Here is a 19,083-nt window from a genome sequence, read left to right on the forward strand (position 1 = left end):
GGGAATGAGCGCCCCTTCCCCCGAGACCGAGCGACTGAAGCGCGACGCGCGCATGGTTGCCTTTGTCATCGCGGGCACCATGATCCTGTGGATGGGGGGGCAATGGCTGGGCGGGAAGATGGGGCTTGAGGCCCGGTTCGTCTTTCTGATCGACCTGGCCGCATTGGCCGCGTTCTTCTGGGCGCTGGTTGTCACATATCAGATCTGGCGGCGGAACAAATCCGTCCACCGGGGCAATTGAGGGCAGAACATGCTGAAGGATCAGGACCGGATCTTCACCAACCTCTACGGGATGCACGACCGTTCCCTGAAAGGGGCAATGGCGCGCGGCCACTGGGACAAGACCGCCGATCTGCTGGCGCTTGGCCGGGATGGCATCATCCAGATCATGAAAGATAGCGGCCTGCGTGGCCGGGGTGGGGCGGGCTTCCCGACCGGCATGAAATGGTCCTTCATGCCCAAGCAATCGGATGGCCGCCCCTCCTATCTGGTCATCAATGCCGACGAATCCGAGCCCGCGACCTGCAAGGACCGCGAGATCATGCGCCACGATCCGCATACGCTGATCGAAGGGGCGCTGGTGGCCGGTTTCGCGATGAATGCGGTGGCGGCCTATATCTATATCCGTGGCGAATATGTCCGCGAGAAAGAGGCCCTGCAGGCCGCCATCGACGAGGCCTATGATGCGGGCCTGATCGGACGCAATGCCTGCAAGACCGGCTATGATTTCGATGTCTTCCTGCATCACGGGGCTGGCGCCTATATCTGCGGCGAGGAAACCGCGCTGCTGGAAAGCCTTGAAGGCAAGAAGGGTATGCCGCGGATGAAGCCGCCATTCCCGGCGGGCTCGGGGCTTTATGGCTGCCCGACCACGGTGAACAACGTGGAATCCATCGCGGTGGCGCCGACCATCTTGCGCCGGGGCGCGGCCTGGTTCTCGTCCTTCGGGCGGCCGAACAATGCCGGCGTCAAGCTGTTCGCGATGTCGGGCCATGTGAACACACCCTGCGTGATCGAGGAATCGATGTCGATCCCGATGCGTGAACTGATCGAAAAGCATGGCGGCGGCGTGCGCGGTGGCTGGAAGAACCTGAAGGCGGTCATCCCCGGCGGTGCATCCTGCCCGGTGATCCCGGCCGACAAATGCGAAGATGCCATCATGGATTATGACGGGATGCGCGCGCTGCAATCCTCGTTCGGCACCGCCTGCATGATCGTGATGGATCAGAACACCGATATCATCAAGGCGATCTGGCGTCTGGCCAAGTTCTTCAAGCATGAAAGCTGCGGCCAGTGCACGCCCTGCCGCGAAGGCACCGGCTGGATGATGCGCGTGATGGAACGTCTGGTGCGCGGCGATGCAGAGGTCGAGGAAATCGACATGCTGCTGTCGGTCACCAAACAGGTGGAAGGCCACACGATCTGCGCGCTTGGCGATGCGGCGGCCTGGCCGATTCAGGGGTTGATCCGTCACTACCGCGACGAGATCGAGGACCGTATCAAGGCCAAGCGCACCGGGCGCATGGGCGCGATGGCGGCCGAATGAGATGAACGCGCGTCCGCTCATCAGTCTGGGTGTGATGGCGGCGGGCCTTTCGGCCTGTGTCGCCACGCAACCCTCCGGGCCGGTTGGTCCGGGGGCAGGGGCTTCCGCGCAAAGCGGCAGCTTCACCCTGACCCATGCGGGGGCGGACTATCCGGCGCAGGTCATGCCGGGCCCTGCGGGCCATGCGCTGACGCGGGCAGGGGCTGCTCCTGTGATGGGTCAGACGGTGCGCGTGGGCGCGTTGCGCTTCGATCAGGGGCGTCTGGCCAAGGATGTGGCGGCGGGTGCCTGTGCGCAGGCCAAGGGCCGCTTCCAGCCGCAGGCCGTGAGCCGGTTCGAGGCTGGTGCCTGGATATTTGAGGGGGCTTGCGCATGATGATGAGCAGCTACGCCCTTGTGGCCGGTGTGATCGGTCTCGTGCAGGCCGTGTCCTATATCGCCTTGCTGTTCGTCCTGTTCTACAAGTCGGGTCTGCGCGGCGGGCTGATGGTTGTCTGCGTGCTGCCGATCGTGGCGTTGCTTGGCAATATGGTCACGCCGATGATGCTTGCGGGCGGCGAAGACAGCTATCTTACCTTCCTTGTGGTCAACACCGTGCTGGGCGCGCTGTGCTACATGGGGCCGCTGCTGGTTCTGGCCATCGCAAAATGGCCCGTGATTGCGGTGTCCCGTCCGGAGGATCTGTTCACATGAAACGTCTTGCCCTGATCCTTGCTCTTCTGCCCGCGCCCGCCCTTGCGGCACCGACGGATGCGGAGCTTGCGGCCAATTTCCGCATTGCCAAGGTCATCACGACCCGTTGCAAGACGCTTGTGCTGCAACCGGGCGTCGAGAAGGCGCAGAATGCCCGCGTGGGCGTCTCGGCCCTGCAGGGCGGCAAGACCTCACTGGCGGATATGGCGGCAGCAACCGACAAGGCGGCGGCAGCTTTCGAGAAAACCCATGGCGTCGCGTTGCGGCGATCCAAGGCCAGCCTGTGTAAAGCGGGCGAGGCGGAAATCAAATCCGGCACGGCCATTGGCCGGTTGCTGAAACGCAAGTAGGACGGGGCAAGCGATGAGCAACCTCAAGAAAATCATCATTGACGGTATCGAGGTCGAAGTCGATGGCGCGATGACGATCATCCAGGCCGCCGAAGTCGCCGGGATCGAGATCCCGCGTTTCTGCTACCACGAGCGTCTGTCGATTGCGGGCAATTGCCGGATGTGCCTTGTGGAAGTCGTGGGTGGCCCGCCCAAACCCGCCGCCTCTTGCGCGATGCAGGTCCGCGACCTGCGGCCCGGCCCGGAAGGCCAGCCGCCGGTGGTGAAGACCAATTCGCCGATGGTGAAGAAGGCCCGCGAGGGCGTGATGGAATTCCTGCTGATCAACCACCCGCTGGATTGCCCGATCTGCGATCAGGGTGGCGAGTGCGACCTTCAGGATCAGGCCATGGCTTACGGCGTGGATTTCTCGCGCTACCGCGAGCCCAAGCGCGCCTCGGAAAACCTGAACCTTGGCCCGCTGGTCAAGACCGAGATGACCCGCTGCATCAGCTGCACCCGTTGCGTGCGCTTCACCACCGAGGTCGCGGGCATCACCCAGATGGGCCAGACCGGGCGCGGCGAAGACAGCGAGATCACCTCCTATCTGAACCTGACGCTGGACAGCAATCTGCAGGGCAACATCATCGACCTTTGCCCGGTTGGCGCGCTGACCTCGAAACCCTATGCCTTCACCGCCCGTCCGTGGGAGCTGACCAAGACCGAATCCATCGACGTGATGGATGCGCTTGGCTCCAACATCCGCGTTGACAGCAAGGGCCGCGAAGTGATGCGCATCGTGCCGCGCAACCATGATGGCGTGAACGAGGAATGGCTGTCGGACAAATCGCGTTTCGTCTGGGACGGTCTGCGCCGCCAGCGGCTGGACACGCCCTACATCCGTGAAAACGGCCGTCTGCGTCGCGCAGGCTGGGGCGAGGCGCTGGCCGTCGCCGCGAGTGCCATGAAGGGCAAGAAGATCACCGGCCTGGTTGGTGATCTGGTTCCGGTCGAGGCGGCTTACAGCTTGAAAACGCTGGTGGAATCGCTGGGCGGCACGGTGGAATGCCGGGTTGATGGTGCAAAACTTCCGGCGGGCAACCGTGCGGCCTATGTCGGCACCGCCGCCATTGAAGACATTGATACCGCCGCCCGGATCGTGCTGGTCGGCACCAATCCGCGTCTGGAAGCCCCGGTGCTGAACGCCCGTATCCGCAAGGCCTGGGCGCGCGGCGCACAGGTCGCGCTGATCGGTCAGCCGGTGGATCTGACCTATGATTACGATCACCTCGGGGCCGACCGTGCCGCGCTGACCAAGCTGGTTGCAGGGGCCGAGGCGCAAGAGGGCAAGCCTGCCCTGGTCATCATCGGGCAGGGCGCATTGGTCGAGGCCGATGGCGGCGCGATTCTGGCCGAGGCACAGGCGCTGGCGGCTGCCATGGGCGCGGGCTTGCTGGTCCTGCACACGGCGGCTGCGCGCGTCGGCGCGATGGATATCGGTTGCGTGACCGAGGGCGGGTTGAAGCCTGCAACCGATGGGGCCGAGGTGATCTACAATCTGGGTGCCGATGAGGTCGATATCGATGCCGGTGCCTTTGTGATCTATCAGGGCAGCCATGGCGATCGGGGCGCGCATCGTGCCGACCTGATCCTGCCGGGGGCCGCCTATACCGAAGAGAACGGCCTGTTTGTCAACACTGAAGGCCGTCCGCAACTGGCGATGCGCGCGGGCTTCCCGCCCGGCGAAGCCAAGGAAAACTGGGCGATCCTGCGGGCGCTGTCGGCCGAGATCGGCTCGACCCTGGCCTGGGACAGCCTCGGCGAGCTGCGTCGCCGTGTCGTGGCCGCGCATCCGCATCTGGGCCTGATCGACGAGGTTCCGGTGAATGAGGGCACCGCCCTGCCGCGCGTCACGCTGGGCAATGCCCCGTTCCGCGCCGTGGTGACCGATTTCTACCTGTCCAACCCGATCGCCCGCGCCTCTGGCCTGATGGGCGAACTGGCGGCGATGGCGGCCGCGCGGGCACAAGCCCCGCTGGCGGCGGAGTAAGATCACATGCTGAAAGCCGCGCAAATGGCTGGCCTTGTCACCGCGTCAGCGGTGCTGGTCGCCTGCGCGGCGGGCAACGACAAAGGCGCACCCGCCGCCGCCCGCTATGAGGGGATCGAGACGATCCTGCTGGATGGCGAGATGGTGAATTTCCGTGTCTCGATGCGGAATGCGCGCGCCAAAACCGATGTGGAGGCCTATGCACGTTGCGCAGCGGCCCAATATGCGCTGATCCGGGGTTTCGGATTTGCGCGACATGTGCGCACCACGGTGGCACAGAACGGCAATCAATGGCGGGGCGATGCGGTCTATGTGATTTCCGCGTCGCTTCCCGAGGGAATCCGCACGATCGACGCCGAAGTGACGGTGCGTGACTGCGCTTCGCTCGGGATTCCGACGATATGACTTTCGGTTGAGGGACCAGAGGCAAAATGGCTGAATTTCTGCAAACGGGTCTGGGGACGGCGCTGCTGATACTGGCGCAATGTCTTCTCGTTACGGTTTGTATTCTGGTGGCGCTCGCCTTCCTGATGTATGCCGACCGCAAGGTCTGGGCGGCGGTGCAGATGCGCCGTGGCCCGAACGTGGTGGGCCCCTGGGGCCTGCTGCAAAGTTTTGCCGACTTCCTGAAATACATCATCAAGGAAATCGTCGTGCCGGCCGGGGCCGACCGCACGGTGTTCTTCCTGGCACCTATGCTGTCCTTCATCCTGCCGGTGATCGCCTGGGCGGTGATACCGTTCAATGATGGCTGGGTGATCTCGGACCTCAACGTCGCGATCCTCTATATCTTCGCGGTCTCCTCGCTTGAGGTCTACGGAGTCATCATGGGGGGCTGGGCGTCGAACTCCAAATACCCGTTCCTCGGCTCGCTGCGCTCTGCCGCGCAGATGATCTCCTATGAGGTGTCGATCGGTCTGATCATCATCGGGGTCATCATCTCGACCGGCTCGATGAATTTCGGTGATATCGTTGCGGCTCAGGATACCGGCTGGGGCCTCCTGGGCTGGTATTGGCTGCCGCATTTCCCGATGGTCTTCCTGTTCTTCATCTCGGCCTTGGCCGAGACCAACCGCCCGCCCTTCGATCTGCCTGAGGCTGAATCCGAACTGGTGGCGGGCTATCAGGTCGAATACAGCTCCACCCCGTTCCTGCTGTTCATGATCGGAGAGCTGATGGCCGTGGTGCTGATGTGCACGCTGATCTCGCTCCTGTTCTTCGGGGGCTGGCTGTCGCCGATCCCGGGTCTGCCGGATGGTCTGCACTGGCTGATTGCGAAGATTGCCTTCTTCTTCTTCTGCTTCGCCATGGTGAAAGCCATCGTGCCGCGCTACCGCTACGACCAGCTGATGCGGATCGGCTGGAAGGTGTTCCTGCCGCTGTCGCTGGGCTGGGTCGTGCTGATCGCCTTCCTTGCCAAGTTCGAGGTTCTGGGCGGCTTCTGGGCCCGCTGGATGATCGGGGGCTAAGGAACGCAGGATGGGTGTCGATTTCGCACTGTATGAGCAGCTGGTAGAACTGTCGCGGCGCTGGCAGCCCGCGCCGGGTGCCCGCACGCTCATGCTGGGCCGGCATAGCTTCAATCCGCAGGGCCGTTTCGCCCGTGTGTTTGAACGCACCTGGCGTCGCGCCGGGCTGGAAGGGTCTTATGCCGAGACCATCCAGGAAGACGGCTATTGCGAAACGTTGATGCGTCGTCTGGGCTTTGGCGAGATGGAGGCGATGGACTTCTCGGATTACGAGGGGGCCACCATCCTGCACGATCTCAACAAGCCGATCCCGGACGAACTGCATGGCCAGTTCGACTTCATCTTTGACGGCGGCACCATCGAACATGTGTTCGATGCGCCGCAGGCCATGCGCAACGCCTTCAATCTGCTGAAGCCGGGCGGGCGGTTCGTCTCGGCCAACGGGATGAATGGCTGGATCGCGCACGGGCTTTACCAGTTCAATCCCGAGCTGGTCTGGACCTTCTGGACCCGCGGTGCCGGCTGCAAGGTGCATCTGTGCCGTGGCGTGCCGACACTGGCCGAGGCCGACCGCAAGATATATGACTTCCCCGATCCGGCCCTGCGCGGCAACCGCCTGAAGCTGGGCAAGGGCAGGGGCTTCCCCACCGGGCGCGTTTATCTCTATTACGAGGTCGAACGTCTGCCTGAAAGCCAGCTCGGCCAGACCGTGCTGCAAAGCGACTATGTGACCAAATGGACCCCGCACAACAATGCGGGCGACCTGCAAGACAAGACAAAGGAAGCGGCAGATGGGCGCGATTGACCTGAACCGGGCCACCAAATACTTCTTGCTGGTGGATTTCATCAAAGGCTTCGGCCTGGGTCTGAAATATTTCTTCGCCCCCAAGGCGACGATCAACTATCCGCATGAAAAGGGACCGCTGTCGCCGCGTTTCCGGGGCGAACACGCGCTGCGCCGCTATCCCAATGGGGAAGAGCGCTGCATCGCCTGCAAACTCTGCGAGGCGGTCTGTCCGGCACAGGCGATCACCATCGACGCCGAGCCGCGCGAGGATGGTTCGCGCCGCACCACGCGCTATGACATCGACATGACGAAATGCATCTATTGCGGCTTCTGCCAGGAAGCCTGCCCGGTGGATGCCATCGTCGAAGGCCCGAATTTCGAGTTTTCCACCGAAACCCGCGAAGAGCTTTACTACACCAAGGAAAAACTGCTTGCGAACGGCGCCCGTTGGGAAGCCGAGATCGCCCGCAACCTTGAGCTTGACGCCCCCTATCGGTAAGGCCCCCCAATGAACGAGGAATTCACCAAACTTTTCAACACGATGATGGAGCAGAGCCAGGAAATGGTTCGCGCCTTCAATCCTGCATTGGAAAGTCTGCCGGTGAAGGGCCTCGATGCCTTCTTCCCCACCATGACGAAAGACATGATGGAGATGTGGTTCGGCAAGACCTTCAACCGCGAGGGGCTGGATGCCAAGACACGGCTTCTGGTTACCATCGCCGCCCTGACCGTTCTGGGTGCCCATGCCGAGCCGCAGTTGAAGCTGTCGGTGCGCCATGCGCTGGCCTCGGGGGCGACCCAACGCGAGATCGCGGAAGTGATCTGGCAGATGAGCATGTTCGGCGGGGTGCCCGCCATGCAGAAGGCGCTTGAGGTGGCTCAGGCGGTTTTTGCGGAAACCGAGGAGAAAGACGCATGAGCGTTGCGGATATTGCCTTCTATTGCTTCGCCGTGGTGACGGTGTCGGCGGGCCTGATGGTCACCGTGTCGCGCAACCCCGTGCATTCGGTGCTGTGGCTGATCCTGACCTTCCTGTCAGCGGCGGGGATCTTCGTGCTGCTGGGGGCCGAATTTGTCGCCATGCTGCTGATCATCGTCTATGTCGGCGCGGTGGCAGTGCTGTTCCTGTTCGTCGTCATGATGCTGGATGTCGACTTTGCCGAACTGAAGGGCGAGATGGCCCGCACCATGCCGCTGGCGCTTCTGATCGGGGTAATCCTGCTGGTGCAATTCGGCATGGCCTATGCCGCCTGGACGCAAGCCGATGGCGCACATGGTCTGCGTCAGGCGGTGACGCCGGCCATCGACCAGGTGCACAACACCAAGGCGCTCGGCCTGCTGATCTATGACAAATACCTCTACATCTTCCAGGCCTCCGGCCTTGTGCTGCTGGTCGCGATGATCGGTGCCATCGTGCTGACGCTGCGCCACCGCAAGGATGTGAAGCGTCAGAACGTGCTGAAGCAGATGTGGCGCGACCCGGCCAAAGCGATGGAGCTGAAGGACGTGAAACCGGGGCAGGGGCTGTAAGATGGAAGCGGTTGATCCGGCAGGCATGGGCGGGATCGGCTGGCTGGCGATCCTCGGCGTCGTCGTGGTCGTGGTGATCGCGACGCTGCTGAGCCGTAAGAAGAAGTAAAGACGAAAGGCGGGCCGGGTTGGCCCGCTGGTGACCCTTGAATGTGAACCCCAGGGCCCCGCTGGCCCAGATGGACAAGATGGCAATGCGCAAGCAGGCGACGAACAGAGTGACGGGCAGGGCGGTCGGCAGACCGCTGCTGGCGTTTGCTGTTGCTGCATGTGCGGTGCTGGCGCTGAGCGTTCCGAGTGTTGCCTGTGAGGGCCTTCCCCAAACTGCAACCAAGGCAGAACTTTCGGCCGCACTGGAAGTCCGGCCCGATGGCAGTTTCGTAGCTCTTGAAACATCTGGTGATCGGGTGAAAGGCGAGGCCGGTAAATATTATGCGTCGCGAGTTTCTGGCGGTGCCGTCAAAGATCTTGGCGAGGGCCGGGTCGGTCAGAAGCTGAGTGAAAATTATGATGGATGCAGTTACAGCGAGGAACTCCTCTTCGTGGATTGCAACGCCTTGGAAGGCCTCATGCTTGATGGGCAATCCATTGATAGCAAGATCGGCGGAATGTCTGCCAACTCCATTGCAGAGATCCAGTATCCCAAAGGGCCGATCCGTTTTGGCAAGGGCTACACGGTGGAACGTGTTGCGGCGGTCGCCAGCAAGCACAAAATCCGCTTCACCCGCAATCTCTATGATCACTACGAAACCATGGCAAAGAAGATGCGCTACAACCCCTATCAGGGATGCAGGATCTTCTACCCGGACAGCCCGGGTGCACAGCGCTGACTGGCGCAGTGATAACGACCGGGCTAAAGCCCGATGGCGAAGGAAAGACGAGCAAGGGCTCAGGGACAGCAGATGAAACGGGCGATTGACAGGACAAGGCAGAAGGCAAGGGGCGCGCGCGGCGCAGCCTTTGTGCTGGCTGTCGGGTCATGCACAATGGTGCTCGCATCCTGCGTGGCCCCGCCGCAGACCATGTCTGAAGCCAACGACAGGACTGGCGCCTTTGGTAAGGCGCGGTATCCGAAATGCAGCGCTTTCTATCAAGACATTGAAGCCACGAGCTTCGTTAAGCCTGCTGTTGATGTCGGAAACGGGATGGTTGTCGCCATAGATGAGAGCCATGCTCATGGGACTAGCAACCGTTATGCCGAAGTCTTGGATTGCGAAACGGGGCTGAGCCTGAATTACCGGGAGCCTTTGGTTGGTGCTGGCGATGCGGCAGGGCGGGTCCAAACCTTCAGTGATGATCGCGCGTTCAAATCCCCGCTCGAGACGTTTCTGCATGGCCTTGCGGCATCGGGTCGGAACGATAGCCTCCGTAGCATTAGCCGTTTTGCCAAGTCGGAAGGGATTTCAGCGGAACCCAGTATGGAGTGGGCGCCCGATAAGGGAAGCGACTCTGCTTTCGGCAATCCCCAAGCCTGCGCCTGCGACCTCTATTATCCGGGCACCCCGCGGTATTGGTTTGACAGTGAAAGGGTTGGCCCCGGTTATCCCGAGGCATTGGGGAGCTACCCCAGGACCCTGAGAGAATTGGAGGCGCGGATGAGCGCGCTCCGAGCACTAAAATGACGGCACGTATTCACATCTTCATGCGGTCGTTGGAAATAACGGGCAAACACCCGGAGGGACGAGAATGGTAGGACTGGAACATTACCTCACGGTGGCGGCGGCGCTTTTTGTCATCGGCATCTTCGGCATCTTCCTCAACCGGAAGAACGTGATCGTCATCCTCATGTCGATCGAACTGATGCTTCTTTCGGTGAATATCAACCTCGTCGCCTTCTCGTCGTTCCTCGGCGATCTGGTGGGGCAGGTCTTCACCATGTTCGTGCTGACCGTGGCTGCCGCCGAGGCTGCCATCGGTCTCGCGATCCTGGTGAGCTTCTTCCGCACCCGCGGCACCATCGACGTCGAAGACGCCAACGTGATGAAAGGCTGACCGAATGGCCACGATCATTCTTCTTGCGCCGCTGGTCGGTGCCCTGATCTGCGGCTTCGGCTGGCGTTTCATCGGGGAAAAGGCCGCGCAGGTCTTTACCACCTCGATGATCTTCCTGGCCGCTGCGCTGTCCTGGGTGATCTTCGTCACCTTCGACGGCGAGACGCAGCATATCCACCTGCTGACCTGGATCCAGTCCGGCAGCCTTGATACCGAATGGGCGATCCGGCTGGACCGTCTGACCGCGATCATGCTGGTCGTGGTGAACTCGGTCTCGGCGCTCGTGCATCTTTATAGCTTCGGCTATATGGCGCATGACGAGAACTGGCATGAGGGCGAGCATTACAAGGCGCGCTTCTTCGCCTATCTCTCGTTCTTCACCTTCGCCATGCTGACCCTGATCACCAGCGACAACCTGGTGCAGATGTTCTTCGGCTGGGAAGGCGTGGGCGTGGCCTCCTACCTGCTGATCGGCTTCTACTATCGCAAGCCCTCGGCCAATGCCGCTGCAATGAAGGCCTTTGTGGTCAACCGTGTCGGTGATTTCGGCTTTGCGCTCGGGATTTGCGGGCTGTTCTTCCTGACAGACTCGATCCGCTTCGACGATATCTTCGCCGCTGGCCCGCAGCTTGCGGAAACCAGCGTGACCTTCCTCTGGACGGAATGGAATGCAGCCAACCTGATCGGCGTGTTGCTGTTCATCGGGGCCATGGGCAAATCGGCGCAGCTGGGTCTGCACACCTGGCTGCCCGACGCGATGGAAGGCCCGACCCCGGTGTCGGCGCTGATCCATGCCGCAACCATGGTGACCGCCGGGGTGTTCCTGGTTTGCCGCATGTCGCCGATCTATGAATATGCGCCTGATGCCAAGACCCTGATCGTGGTTCTGGGGGCAACGACCGCCTTCTTCGCTGCGACCGTCGGTCTGGTGCAGAACGATATCAAGCGCGTCATCGCCTATTCGACCTGTTCGCAACTGGGCTACATGTTCGTGGCGGCAGGGACGGGCGTCTATTCGGTCGCCATGTTCCACCTGTTTACCCACGCCTTCTTCAAGGCGATGCTGTTCCTTGGTGCCGGCTCGGTAATCCATGCGACGCATCATGAGCAGGATATGCGCAACTATGGCGGGTTGCGGAAGAAGATCCCCGTGACCTTCTGGGCGATGATGATCGGCACGCTGGCCATTACCGGCGTGGGCATCCCGCTGACGCATTACGGCTTTGCCGGCTTCCTGTCGAAAGACGCTGTGATCGAAAGCGCCTATGTCGGTTCGCAATATGCGTTCTGGCTGCTGGTGGTCGCGGCCTGCTTTACCAGCTTCTATTCCTGGCGTCTGATGTTCCTGACCTTCTATGGCGAAAGCCGTGCGCAGGGGCATGGGCATGACGATCATGGCCACGGCCACGGCCACGGCCACGGCCACGGCCACGGCCACGATCACGGGCACGCAGCTGCGGCGCATGGCCATGCAGATCACGCCCATGCGGATCACGGCCACGATGACCACGGCCATCACGAGCCACATGAAAGCCCGGCTGTCATGCTGATCCCGCTTGGGGTTCTGGCGCTTGGTGCGATGTTCTCGGGAATGCTGTGGTACAACGTCTTCTTTGGCGATGAGACCAAGGTCCGCGAATGGTTCGGCATGGAACAGGCAGCCGGTGGCCATGGTGCCGAGGGCGATCACGCCGCTGCTCCGGCTGAGGACGGACATGCTGCCGCCCCGGCCTCCGCAGAGAATGCGGCTGTCGCAGCCGAGGGCGATCACGCGGCGGTTGCGGCGACGGAAGGCCATGCCGCCGAGGCTGATGCCCATGCAGCGCCCGCCGGCGATGCAACTGCGGCCCATGTGGCAGCGGTCGCCCCGAAAGGCGCGATCTATCTGGGGGCGGACAACCACATGATCCACGAGGCGCATAACGTGCCGAAATGGGTCAAGGTCTCGCCCTTCATCGCGATGCTGATCGGCTTTGCCACAGCCTGGCTGTTCTATATCAAGAACCCGAGCCTGCCCAAACGTCTGGCTGCTGCACAGCGCCCGCTTTACCAGTTCCTGCTGAACAAATGGTATTTCGACGAGCTGTATAACGCGATCTTCGTCATCCCGACGAAATGGCTCGGCCGCTTCCTGTGGCAGAAGGGCGATGGCAAGGTGATTGATGGTTCGATCAATGGCCTGGCCATGGGCTTCATCCCGCTGGTGACCCGCCTCGTGAACCGGGCACAGTCCGGCTATATCTTCCACTACGCTTTCGCCATGGTGCTGGGCATCGCTGCCCTTGTCACCTGGATGTCGCTCTCGGGGGGCGCGCACTAATGGAAAACGTCCTTTCCATCATCACCTTCCTGCCTGCGGTTGCGGCGCTGATCCTTGCGCTGTTCCTGCGGGGCGAGGATGCTGCCGCGCAGCGCAATGCGAAATGGGTGGCACTGCTTGCCACCTCGGCCACTTTCCTGCTGTCGCTGACGGTGCTGATCGGGTTCGATCCGGCCAATACCGACATGCAATTCGTCGAGCAATATGGCTGGATCCTTGGCCTGAACTACAAGATGGGCGTTGACGGCATTTCGGTGATGTTCGTCATGCTGACCACCTTCCTCATGCCGATCACCATCGCGGCCTGCTGGGATGTCCAGCATCGCACCAAGGAATACATGATCGCCTTCCTGCTGCTGGAGACGCTGATGCTCGGCGTGTTCTGCGCGCTGGACCTCGTGCTGTTCTACCTGTTCTTCGAGGCAGGGCTGATCCCGATGTTCCTGATCATCGGCATCTGGGGCGGCAAGGAACGCATCTACGCGGCATTCAAGTTCTTCCTCTACACCTTCCTCGGCTCGGTGCTGATGCTGGTGGCGATGATCTACATGTATGTCGATGCCGGCACGACCGACATCCCGACGTTGATGAAGCATACCTTTGCGTCGGAGACCTTGGCGATTGGCGGCTTCCATATCCTGGGGGGCGTGCAGACGCTGCTGTTCCTCGCGTTCTTTGCAAGTTTCGCGGTGAAGATGCCGATGTGGCCGGTGCATACTTGGCTGCCTGATGCACACGTTCAGGCCCCGACTGCAGGTTCGGTCATCCTGGCCGCGGTGCTGCTGAAGATGGGCGGCTATGGCTTCCTGCGCTTCTCGCTGCCGATGTTCCCGGTGGGCTCGGACGTGCTGGCACCGCTGGTGCTGTGGATGTCGGCCATCGCCATCGTCTATGCCTCGCTGGTGGCGCTTGCGCAGCAGGATATGAAAAAGCTGATCGCTTATTCCTCGGTTGCCCATATGGGCTATGTGACGATGGGCATCTTTACCGCCAACCAGCAGGGCGTCGATGGCGCGATGTTCCAGATGATCAGCCACGGCTTCATCTCGGGGGCGCTGTTCCTCTGCGTCGGCGTGATCTATGACCGGATGCATACGCGTGACATTGACGCCTTTGGTGGCCTGGTCATTCGGATGCCCGCCTATGCGCTGATCTTCCTGTTCTTCACCATGTCGAACGTGGGTCTTCCCGGCACCTCGGGCTTCATCGGCGAGTTCCTGACGCTGGTCGGCATCTTCCAGGTGAATACCTGGGTCGCGGTGGTCGCGACTTCGGGCGTGATCTTCTCGGCGGCCTATGGGCTTTACCTTTACCGCAAGGTCGTCCTGGGCGATCTGGTGAAAGAGGCGCTGAAATCCATCACCGACATGACCCTGCGCGAGCGGGCGATCTTTGCACCGCTGGTGGTGATGACCCTGCTGCTGGGCATCTACCCGGTGCTTGTGACCGATATCATCGGCCCCTCGGTGGAGGCGCTGCTGACCAATTACAAGGCTGCGCTGCCCGTCATCGCCGACGTGGCCGAAGCGGCAACGCATTGAGGGCTGAAGCATGACTGTCACTGATTTCCACACTGTCCTGCCCGAAGTCCTGCTCGCGGTCTATGCGATGGCGGCGCTGCTGTTCGGGGTCTATACCGGCAAGGACAAGACCACCGGCCTGATCACCTGGGCCACGGCAGGCGTCTTCGTGGTGCTTGCCCTGCTCATCGGGGTGAATGGCGAGGGGGCGCAAAGCGCCTTTGGCGGATTGTTCATCGATGATGCCTTTGCCCGTTTCGCCAAGGTCACCGTGCTGCTGGCCGGGGCTGCCGTTCTGGTCATGAGCTATGATTACATGAACCGTCGCGGGCTGGCCCGGTTTGAATATCCGGTGCTGATCGCGCTGGCGACTGTCGGCATGATGATGATGGTGTCCGCAGGTGATCTGATGGCGCTGTATGTCGGGCTGGAGCTGCAATCGCTGGCGCTTTATGTCGTGGCGGCGTTCCGTCGTGACAGCGCGAAATCGACCGAGGCCGGCCTGAAATACTTTGTCCTCGGCTCCATGTCCTCGGGGCTGCTGCTTTATGGCGCCTCGCTCACCTATGGTTATGCGGGCACCACACTGTTCTCCGGCATCATCACCACGCTGGAACATGGCGCGCCAGTCGGTCTGCTGTTCGGCCTGGTCTTCATGCTGTCGGGTCTGGCCTTCAAAGTGTCTGCCGCCCCCTTCCACATGTGGACGCCGGATGTCTATGAAGGCTCGCCCACGCCGGTCACCGCCTTCTTCGCGACCGCGCCCAAGGTTGCCGCCATGGCACTGCTGGCCCGTCTCGCCCATGACGCCTTCGGCACCATCCCGGGCGACTGGCAGCAGGTGATCGCGGTGATGGCGGTGCTGTCGATGTTCGTCGGCGCAATTGCCGCCATCGGGCAGAAGGACATCAAGCGTCTGATGGCCTATTCCTCGATCGCGCATATGGGCTATGCGCTGCTGGGTCTCGCTGCGGGCACGGCATTGGGTGTGCAGGCGATGCTGGTCTATATGGCGATCTACGTCACCATGAATATCGGCACCTTCGCCTTCATCCTGTCGCTGGAACGCGACGGGCAGCCGGTCTCGGATATCAGCGCGCTCAACATGTTCTCCAAGCGTGAACCGCTAAAGGCGCTGGCCGTGCTGATCCTGATGTTCAGCCTTGCCGGTGTGCCGCCGATGGTTGGCTTCTTCGGCAAGTTCTATGTGCTGAAAGCGGCCCTTGATGCCGGCCTGACCTGGCTGGCGATTGCCGGTGCGGTGGCTTCGGTCATCGGGGCGTTCTACTATCTGCGCATCGTCTATTTCATGTATTTCGGCACCGAGACCGAGGGCGTGGAAAGCCGTATGGGCACGGTGCAATGGTTGGCGCTGATCGTGGTTGCGGCCATGATGCTGGTCGGTGCGGTGAACCTGTTCGGCATCGATCCGCCTGCGGCTGTGGCGGCCCAGTCTCTTGTGCAGTGATCTGGCCCTTGTCCGGTGATGTGACAGGGGGGGCCGTCTGGCCCGAGGGCGTGGCGCGCCACGCCCTCGACACGGTCGACAGCACCAATGCCTATGCCATTTCCCTCGCGCCGGGCCTGACAGGTCCGGCGTGGGTCATTGCGGGGGAGCAAACCGCCGGACGCGGCCGGCGTGGCCGGGTCTGGACCAGCCCGCGCGGAAATTTCTACGGATCGCTGATCTTTCGTCCCGAGGGCACGGCGGATCGCGCGGCGCTGCGCAGCTTCATCGCGGCCCTGGCGCTTTATGATGCCTGTTCTGAGCTGACCGGGCTACCACAGGCCTTCAGCCTGAAATGGCCCAATGACGTGCTGCTGAATGGTGGCAAGCTTGCGGGCATCCTGCTGGAAAGCAGCAGCGCCGGGGCAGGCGTCAGCCATCTGGTGATCGGCATCGGCGTGAACCTGATCGGTGCCCCGCCAGTCGAGGCGGTTGAGGCGGGCGCGGTTCCGCCGGTCAGCCTTCTGGGCGAGACCGGCTGTCGCGTGCCCCCCGAGCAGTTCCTGACCCACCTGGCCGCAGGCTTTGCACGGTGGGAAGCGGTTTTTGCCAATGAGGGCTTCACGCCGATCCGCGAGGCCTGGCTGTCGCGTGCCGCCCGACTGGGCGAGGTGATCCGCGCCCGCACCGGCAGGATCGAGCGGCGCGGTATCTTCGAGACCATCGACGCGGGCGGTGCCCTGATCCTGAACATCGACGGGCGGCGGGAGGTCATCCCCGCCGCCGAGGTCTTCTTCTGAAAAGGGTGCCCTCATGCTGCTCGCCATCGATTGCGGCAATACCAACACCGTCTTCTCGATCTGGAACGGATCGGAATTCCTCGCCACCATGCGGATCGCTACCGATCACAAGCGCACGGCGGATGAATATTACGTCTGGTTCCAGACTTTGATGACGCTGAAAAAGCTGGATGTGACGATCCGCGAGGCGATCATCAGCTCCACCGTGCCGCGCGTGGTGTTCAACCTGCGTGTCCTGTGCAACCGCTATTTCGATTGTCGCCCCTATGTGGTGGGCAAACCCGGTTGCGAACTGCCCGTGGCCCCGCGTGTCGATCAGGGCACCACGGTCGGCCCTGACCGTCTGGTGAACACCGTCGCGGGGTTCAACCGCCATGGCGGCAATCTGGTCGTGGTGGATTTCGGCACCGCCACCACCTTTGACGTGGTCGATACTGATGGTGCCTATATTGGCGGCGTTATCGCGCCGGGGGTGAACCTGTCGCTGGAGGCGCTGCATATGGCGGCAGCGGCCTTGCCGCATATCGACATCGCCCGGCCTGCAATGGCCATTGGCACGAATACAGTGGCCTGTATGCAGGCGGGCGTGTATTGGGGATATATCGGTCTTGTCGAAGGCATCATCCGCCAGATCCGCGCGGAGCGTGATCGCTCGATGAAGGTTATTGCCACGGGGGGGCTCGCGCCGCTCTTTGCGCAGGACACAGAGATATTTGATTTCGTGGAGGACGATCTGACCATGCATGGTCTTGTCCTGATCCACCGCTACAACAAGGAACTGGAAACCGCATGAGCGTGAAGAACCGCCTGATCTATCTGCCCCTTGGCGGGGCCGGCGAAATCGGGATGAACTGCTATGTCTACGGCTATGGCCCCGAGGATCGCGAACGTCTGATCGTTGTCGATCTGGGGGTGACCTTTCCCGACATGGACACCACGCCCGGGGTCGATCTGATCATGGCGGATGTAAAATGGCTGGAAGAACGCGCCGAGCGCATCGAGGCCATCTTCATCACCCATGCGCATGAGGATCATATCGGCGCGCTTGGGCATCTGTGGCCGCGTCTGAAGAAGCGGGTCTATGCCCGCCGCTTTACCGCCGCCATCGGACGTCTGAAATTCGAGGAGCAGGGCCACCCGCTGGATGTGATCCATACCGTTGAGCCGCGCCCTGCGGTGATCGAGGCCGGGCCATTCAGCGTGCAATTCGTGCCGCTGGCGCATTCGATCCCCGAAAGCTCGGCCCTGATCATCGACACCCCTGCGGGTCGGATCGTGCATTCGGGCGATTTCAAGCTGGACCCGACCCCGATTGTCGGCGAGGGCTGGGATGAGGCTACCTTTGCCGCCATCGCGGCCGAGCGTCCGGTGAAGGCGCTGATGTGCGACAGCACCAATATCTTCTCGCCGCTGCCGGGGCGGTCCGAGGCCACCTTGGCCGATCCGATCCACGGCCTGATTGCGGGGGCGGGCGGTATGGTGGTGGCCACCACCTTTGCCTCCAACGTGGCGCGCCTGAAAACGCTGGCTGAAGCGGGCCGTGCAGCGGGCCGGTCGGTCTGTCTTCTGGGCCGGGCGATGCAGCGCATGGTCAAGGTCGCGCAGGAAACTGGCGTGCTGACCGGATTCCCCCCGACGATCCCGTCGGAACAGGCGACCGAAGTGCCGCGCCAGAACCTGATGCTGATCGTGACCGGCAGCCAGGGTGAGCGGCGCGCGGCCACCGCGCAATTATCGCGCGGCAAATATCTGGGGCTGGAGATGAAAGAGGGCGACATGTTCCTATTTTCATCGAAAACCATCCCCGGCAATGAGCGCGATGTGCTGCGCATCATGAATGCCCTCTCGGAGATGGGTGTCGATATCGTCGATGACAGCAATGGCCGTTATCACGTTTCCGGCCATGCCAACCGCCCGGATCTGGAAGTGATGCACCAGACCCTGAAGCCGCAGATGCTGATCCCGATGCACGGTGAGCATCGGCATTTGCGCGAACATGTGAAACTGGGCGAGACGCGCGGCATTCCCGGCGAGATCGCGACCAATGGCATGATGGTCGATCTGTCGGGCGACAAGCCCGAGATCGTCGAATATATCGACACCGCAAGGCTTTACCTTGACGGGTCGGTGTTGATCGGCGCGATGGATGGGGTGATCCGCGATCGGATCCGCATGGCGCTGAATGGCCATGCCATGGTCAATGTCATTCTGGATGAAGATGACAGCGCGCTTGGCGAGGCCTGGGTGGAACTGATGGGGCTGCCCGAGGTCGGCAAGCATGGTCAGGGTCTGGCCGAAATGATGGAAACCGAGGTGAGCGGTTTCCTGGAGACCGCATCGGCCAAGATCATGCGTGATGACGACAAGCTGGACGAGGCGCTGCGCCGGATCATCCGGCAAGTCTCGGTCGAGGAGATCGGCAAGAAACCCGAAGTGACCGTTGTTGTCAGCCGCCTCGCGGTGGAGTGACACGCGCCGCGCCGGGGAAACCCGGCGCGGGCCGGCTTTGGCAGGGCTGTGCTGGTTCACAAACCCTGCCGCAAGATCCGGCAGGCCCTGATTTTTCACAGCGCCACATGCCAATCGATCGCAGACATGAA

Annotated in this window: 21 protein-coding genes; all 21 read left to right on the top strand. The window is 62.0% G+C overall.

Annotation, left to right across the window (positions count from 1 at the left end):
- Nucleotides 1-4: 4 nt before the first annotated feature.
- The 21 genes from GBJ34_RS04110 (at nucleotide 5) to GBJ34_RS04210 (ending at nucleotide 18,952) form a co-directional block, all read left to right on the top strand.
- Nucleotides 5-241: a DUF5337 domain-containing protein gene (locus tag GBJ34_RS04110; RefSeq protein WP_151718005.1), complete on the top strand. Its 237-nt coding sequence runs from the start codon at nucleotides 5-7 to the stop codon at nucleotides 239-241.
- A 9-nt stretch (nucleotides 242-250) separates the two neighbouring features.
- The gene (gene nuoF / locus GBJ34_RS04115) at nucleotides 251-1,546 is read left to right on the top strand and encodes an NADH-quinone oxidoreductase subunit NuoF (protein WP_151718006.1); all 1,296 of its coding nucleotides are present in this window, start codon (nucleotides 251-253) and stop codon (nucleotides 1,544-1,546) included.
- Between the two features lies 1 nt (nucleotide 1,547).
- Complete coding sequence (locus tag GBJ34_RS04120) at nucleotides 1,548-1,922, top strand: hypothetical protein (RefSeq protein ID WP_151718007.1); 375 nt, start codon at nucleotides 1,548-1,550, stop codon at nucleotides 1,920-1,922.
- Nucleotides 1,919-2,239 (top strand): hypothetical protein, encoded by a 321-nt coding sequence (locus GBJ34_RS04125; protein WP_151718008.1) that lies wholly within the window; start codon nucleotides 1,919-1,921, stop codon nucleotides 2,237-2,239. The genes GBJ34_RS04120 and GBJ34_RS04125 overlap by 4 nt, the downstream gene beginning before the upstream one ends.
- Nucleotides 2,236-2,589 (top strand): DUF5333 family protein, encoded by a 354-nt coding sequence (locus GBJ34_RS04130; protein WP_151718009.1) that lies wholly within the window; start codon nucleotides 2,236-2,238, stop codon nucleotides 2,587-2,589. Before GBJ34_RS04125 ends, GBJ34_RS04130 begins: the two co-directional genes overlap by 4 nt.
- 13 nt (nucleotides 2,590-2,602) lie before the next feature.
- Nucleotides 2,603-4,618, top strand: coding sequence for an NADH-quinone oxidoreductase subunit NuoG (gene nuoG, locus GBJ34_RS04135; RefSeq protein WP_151718010.1), 2,016 nt, complete (start codon nucleotides 2,603-2,605; stop codon nucleotides 4,616-4,618).
- A 6-nt stretch (nucleotides 4,619-4,624) separates the two neighbouring features.
- Nucleotides 4,625-5,023 carry a hypothetical protein gene (locus GBJ34_RS04140; RefSeq protein WP_151718011.1) on the top strand — a complete coding sequence of 133 codons (399 nt, stop codon included), beginning with the start codon at nucleotides 4,625-4,627 and terminating at the stop codon, nucleotides 5,021-5,023.
- 26 nt (nucleotides 5,024-5,049) lie between these two features.
- Complete coding sequence (gene nuoH, locus GBJ34_RS04145; protein ID WP_151718012.1) at nucleotides 5,050-6,087, top strand: NADH-quinone oxidoreductase subunit NuoH; 1,038 nt, start codon at nucleotides 5,050-5,052, stop codon at nucleotides 6,085-6,087.
- Nucleotides 6,088-6,097: 10 nt separating this feature from the next.
- Complete coding sequence (locus GBJ34_RS04150) at nucleotides 6,098-6,892, top strand: methyltransferase domain-containing protein (protein ID WP_151718013.1); 795 nt, start codon at nucleotides 6,098-6,100, stop codon at nucleotides 6,890-6,892.
- Nucleotides 6,879-7,373, top strand: coding sequence for an NADH-quinone oxidoreductase subunit NuoI (nuoI, locus tag GBJ34_RS04155; RefSeq protein ID WP_151718014.1), 495 nt, complete (start codon nucleotides 6,879-6,881; stop codon nucleotides 7,371-7,373). Before GBJ34_RS04150 ends, nuoI begins: the two co-directional genes overlap by 14 nt.
- A gap of 9 nt (nucleotides 7,374-7,382) precedes the next feature.
- On the top strand, nucleotides 7,383-7,793 hold the full coding sequence (locus GBJ34_RS04160; protein ID WP_151718015.1) for a carboxymuconolactone decarboxylase family protein: 411 nt from the start codon (nucleotides 7,383-7,385) through the stop codon (nucleotides 7,791-7,793).
- Nucleotides 7,790-8,404: an NADH-quinone oxidoreductase subunit J gene (locus GBJ34_RS04165; RefSeq protein ID WP_151718016.1), complete on the top strand. Its 615-nt coding sequence runs from the start codon at nucleotides 7,790-7,792 to the stop codon at nucleotides 8,402-8,404. Before GBJ34_RS04160 ends, GBJ34_RS04165 begins: the two co-directional genes overlap by 4 nt.
- 188 nt (nucleotides 8,405-8,592) lie before the next feature.
- On the top strand, nucleotides 8,593-9,234 hold the full coding sequence (locus GBJ34_RS04170; protein ID WP_151718017.1) for a hypothetical protein: 642 nt from the start codon (nucleotides 8,593-8,595) through the stop codon (nucleotides 9,232-9,234).
- A gap of 72 nt (nucleotides 9,235-9,306) precedes the next feature.
- Nucleotides 9,307-10,026 carry a hypothetical protein gene (locus GBJ34_RS04175; RefSeq protein WP_151718018.1) on the top strand — a complete coding sequence of 240 codons (720 nt, stop codon included), beginning with the start codon at nucleotides 9,307-9,309 and terminating at the stop codon, nucleotides 10,024-10,026.
- Between the two features lie 64 nt (nucleotides 10,027-10,090).
- Entirely contained in the window at nucleotides 10,091-10,396 is a 306-nt protein-coding gene (nuoK, locus tag GBJ34_RS04180) for an NADH-quinone oxidoreductase subunit NuoK (RefSeq protein ID WP_054302297.1), read from the top strand.
- Nucleotides 10,397-10,400: 4 nt separating this feature from the next.
- Complete coding sequence (gene nuoL, locus GBJ34_RS04185) at nucleotides 10,401-12,716, top strand: NADH-quinone oxidoreductase subunit L (protein WP_151718019.1); 2,316 nt, start codon at nucleotides 10,401-10,403, stop codon at nucleotides 12,714-12,716.
- Nucleotides 12,716-14,257: an NADH-quinone oxidoreductase subunit M gene (locus GBJ34_RS04190; protein WP_151718020.1), complete on the top strand. Its 1,542-nt coding sequence runs from the start codon at nucleotides 12,716-12,718 to the stop codon at nucleotides 14,255-14,257. The genes nuoL and GBJ34_RS04190 overlap by 1 nt, the downstream gene beginning before the upstream one ends.
- Nucleotides 14,258-14,267: 10 nt before the next feature.
- Nucleotides 14,268-15,704, top strand: coding sequence for an NADH-quinone oxidoreductase subunit NuoN (nuoN, locus tag GBJ34_RS04195; protein ID WP_151718021.1), 1,437 nt, complete (start codon nucleotides 14,268-14,270; stop codon nucleotides 15,702-15,704).
- A gap of 8 nt (nucleotides 15,705-15,712) precedes the next feature.
- On the top strand, nucleotides 15,713-16,483 hold the full coding sequence (locus GBJ34_RS04200) for a biotin--[acetyl-CoA-carboxylase] ligase (RefSeq protein WP_404811398.1): 771 nt from the start codon (nucleotides 15,713-15,715) through the stop codon (nucleotides 16,481-16,483).
- 13 nt (nucleotides 16,484-16,496) lie between these two features.
- The gene (locus GBJ34_RS04205) at nucleotides 16,497-17,276 is read left to right on the top strand and encodes a type III pantothenate kinase (protein ID WP_151718023.1); all 780 of its coding nucleotides are present in this window, start codon (nucleotides 16,497-16,499) and stop codon (nucleotides 17,274-17,276) included.
- Nucleotides 17,273-18,952, top strand: coding sequence for a ribonuclease J (locus GBJ34_RS04210; RefSeq protein WP_151718024.1), 1,680 nt, complete (start codon nucleotides 17,273-17,275; stop codon nucleotides 18,950-18,952). Before GBJ34_RS04205 ends, GBJ34_RS04210 begins: the two co-directional genes overlap by 4 nt.
- Nucleotides 18,953-19,083 lie beyond the last annotated feature (131 nt).

It is taken from the genome of Gemmobacter serpentinus (assembly GCF_008973825.1).
GTDB classification, from domain to species: Bacteria; Pseudomonadota; Alphaproteobacteria; order Rhodobacterales; family Rhodobacteraceae; genus Gemmobacter; species Gemmobacter serpentinus.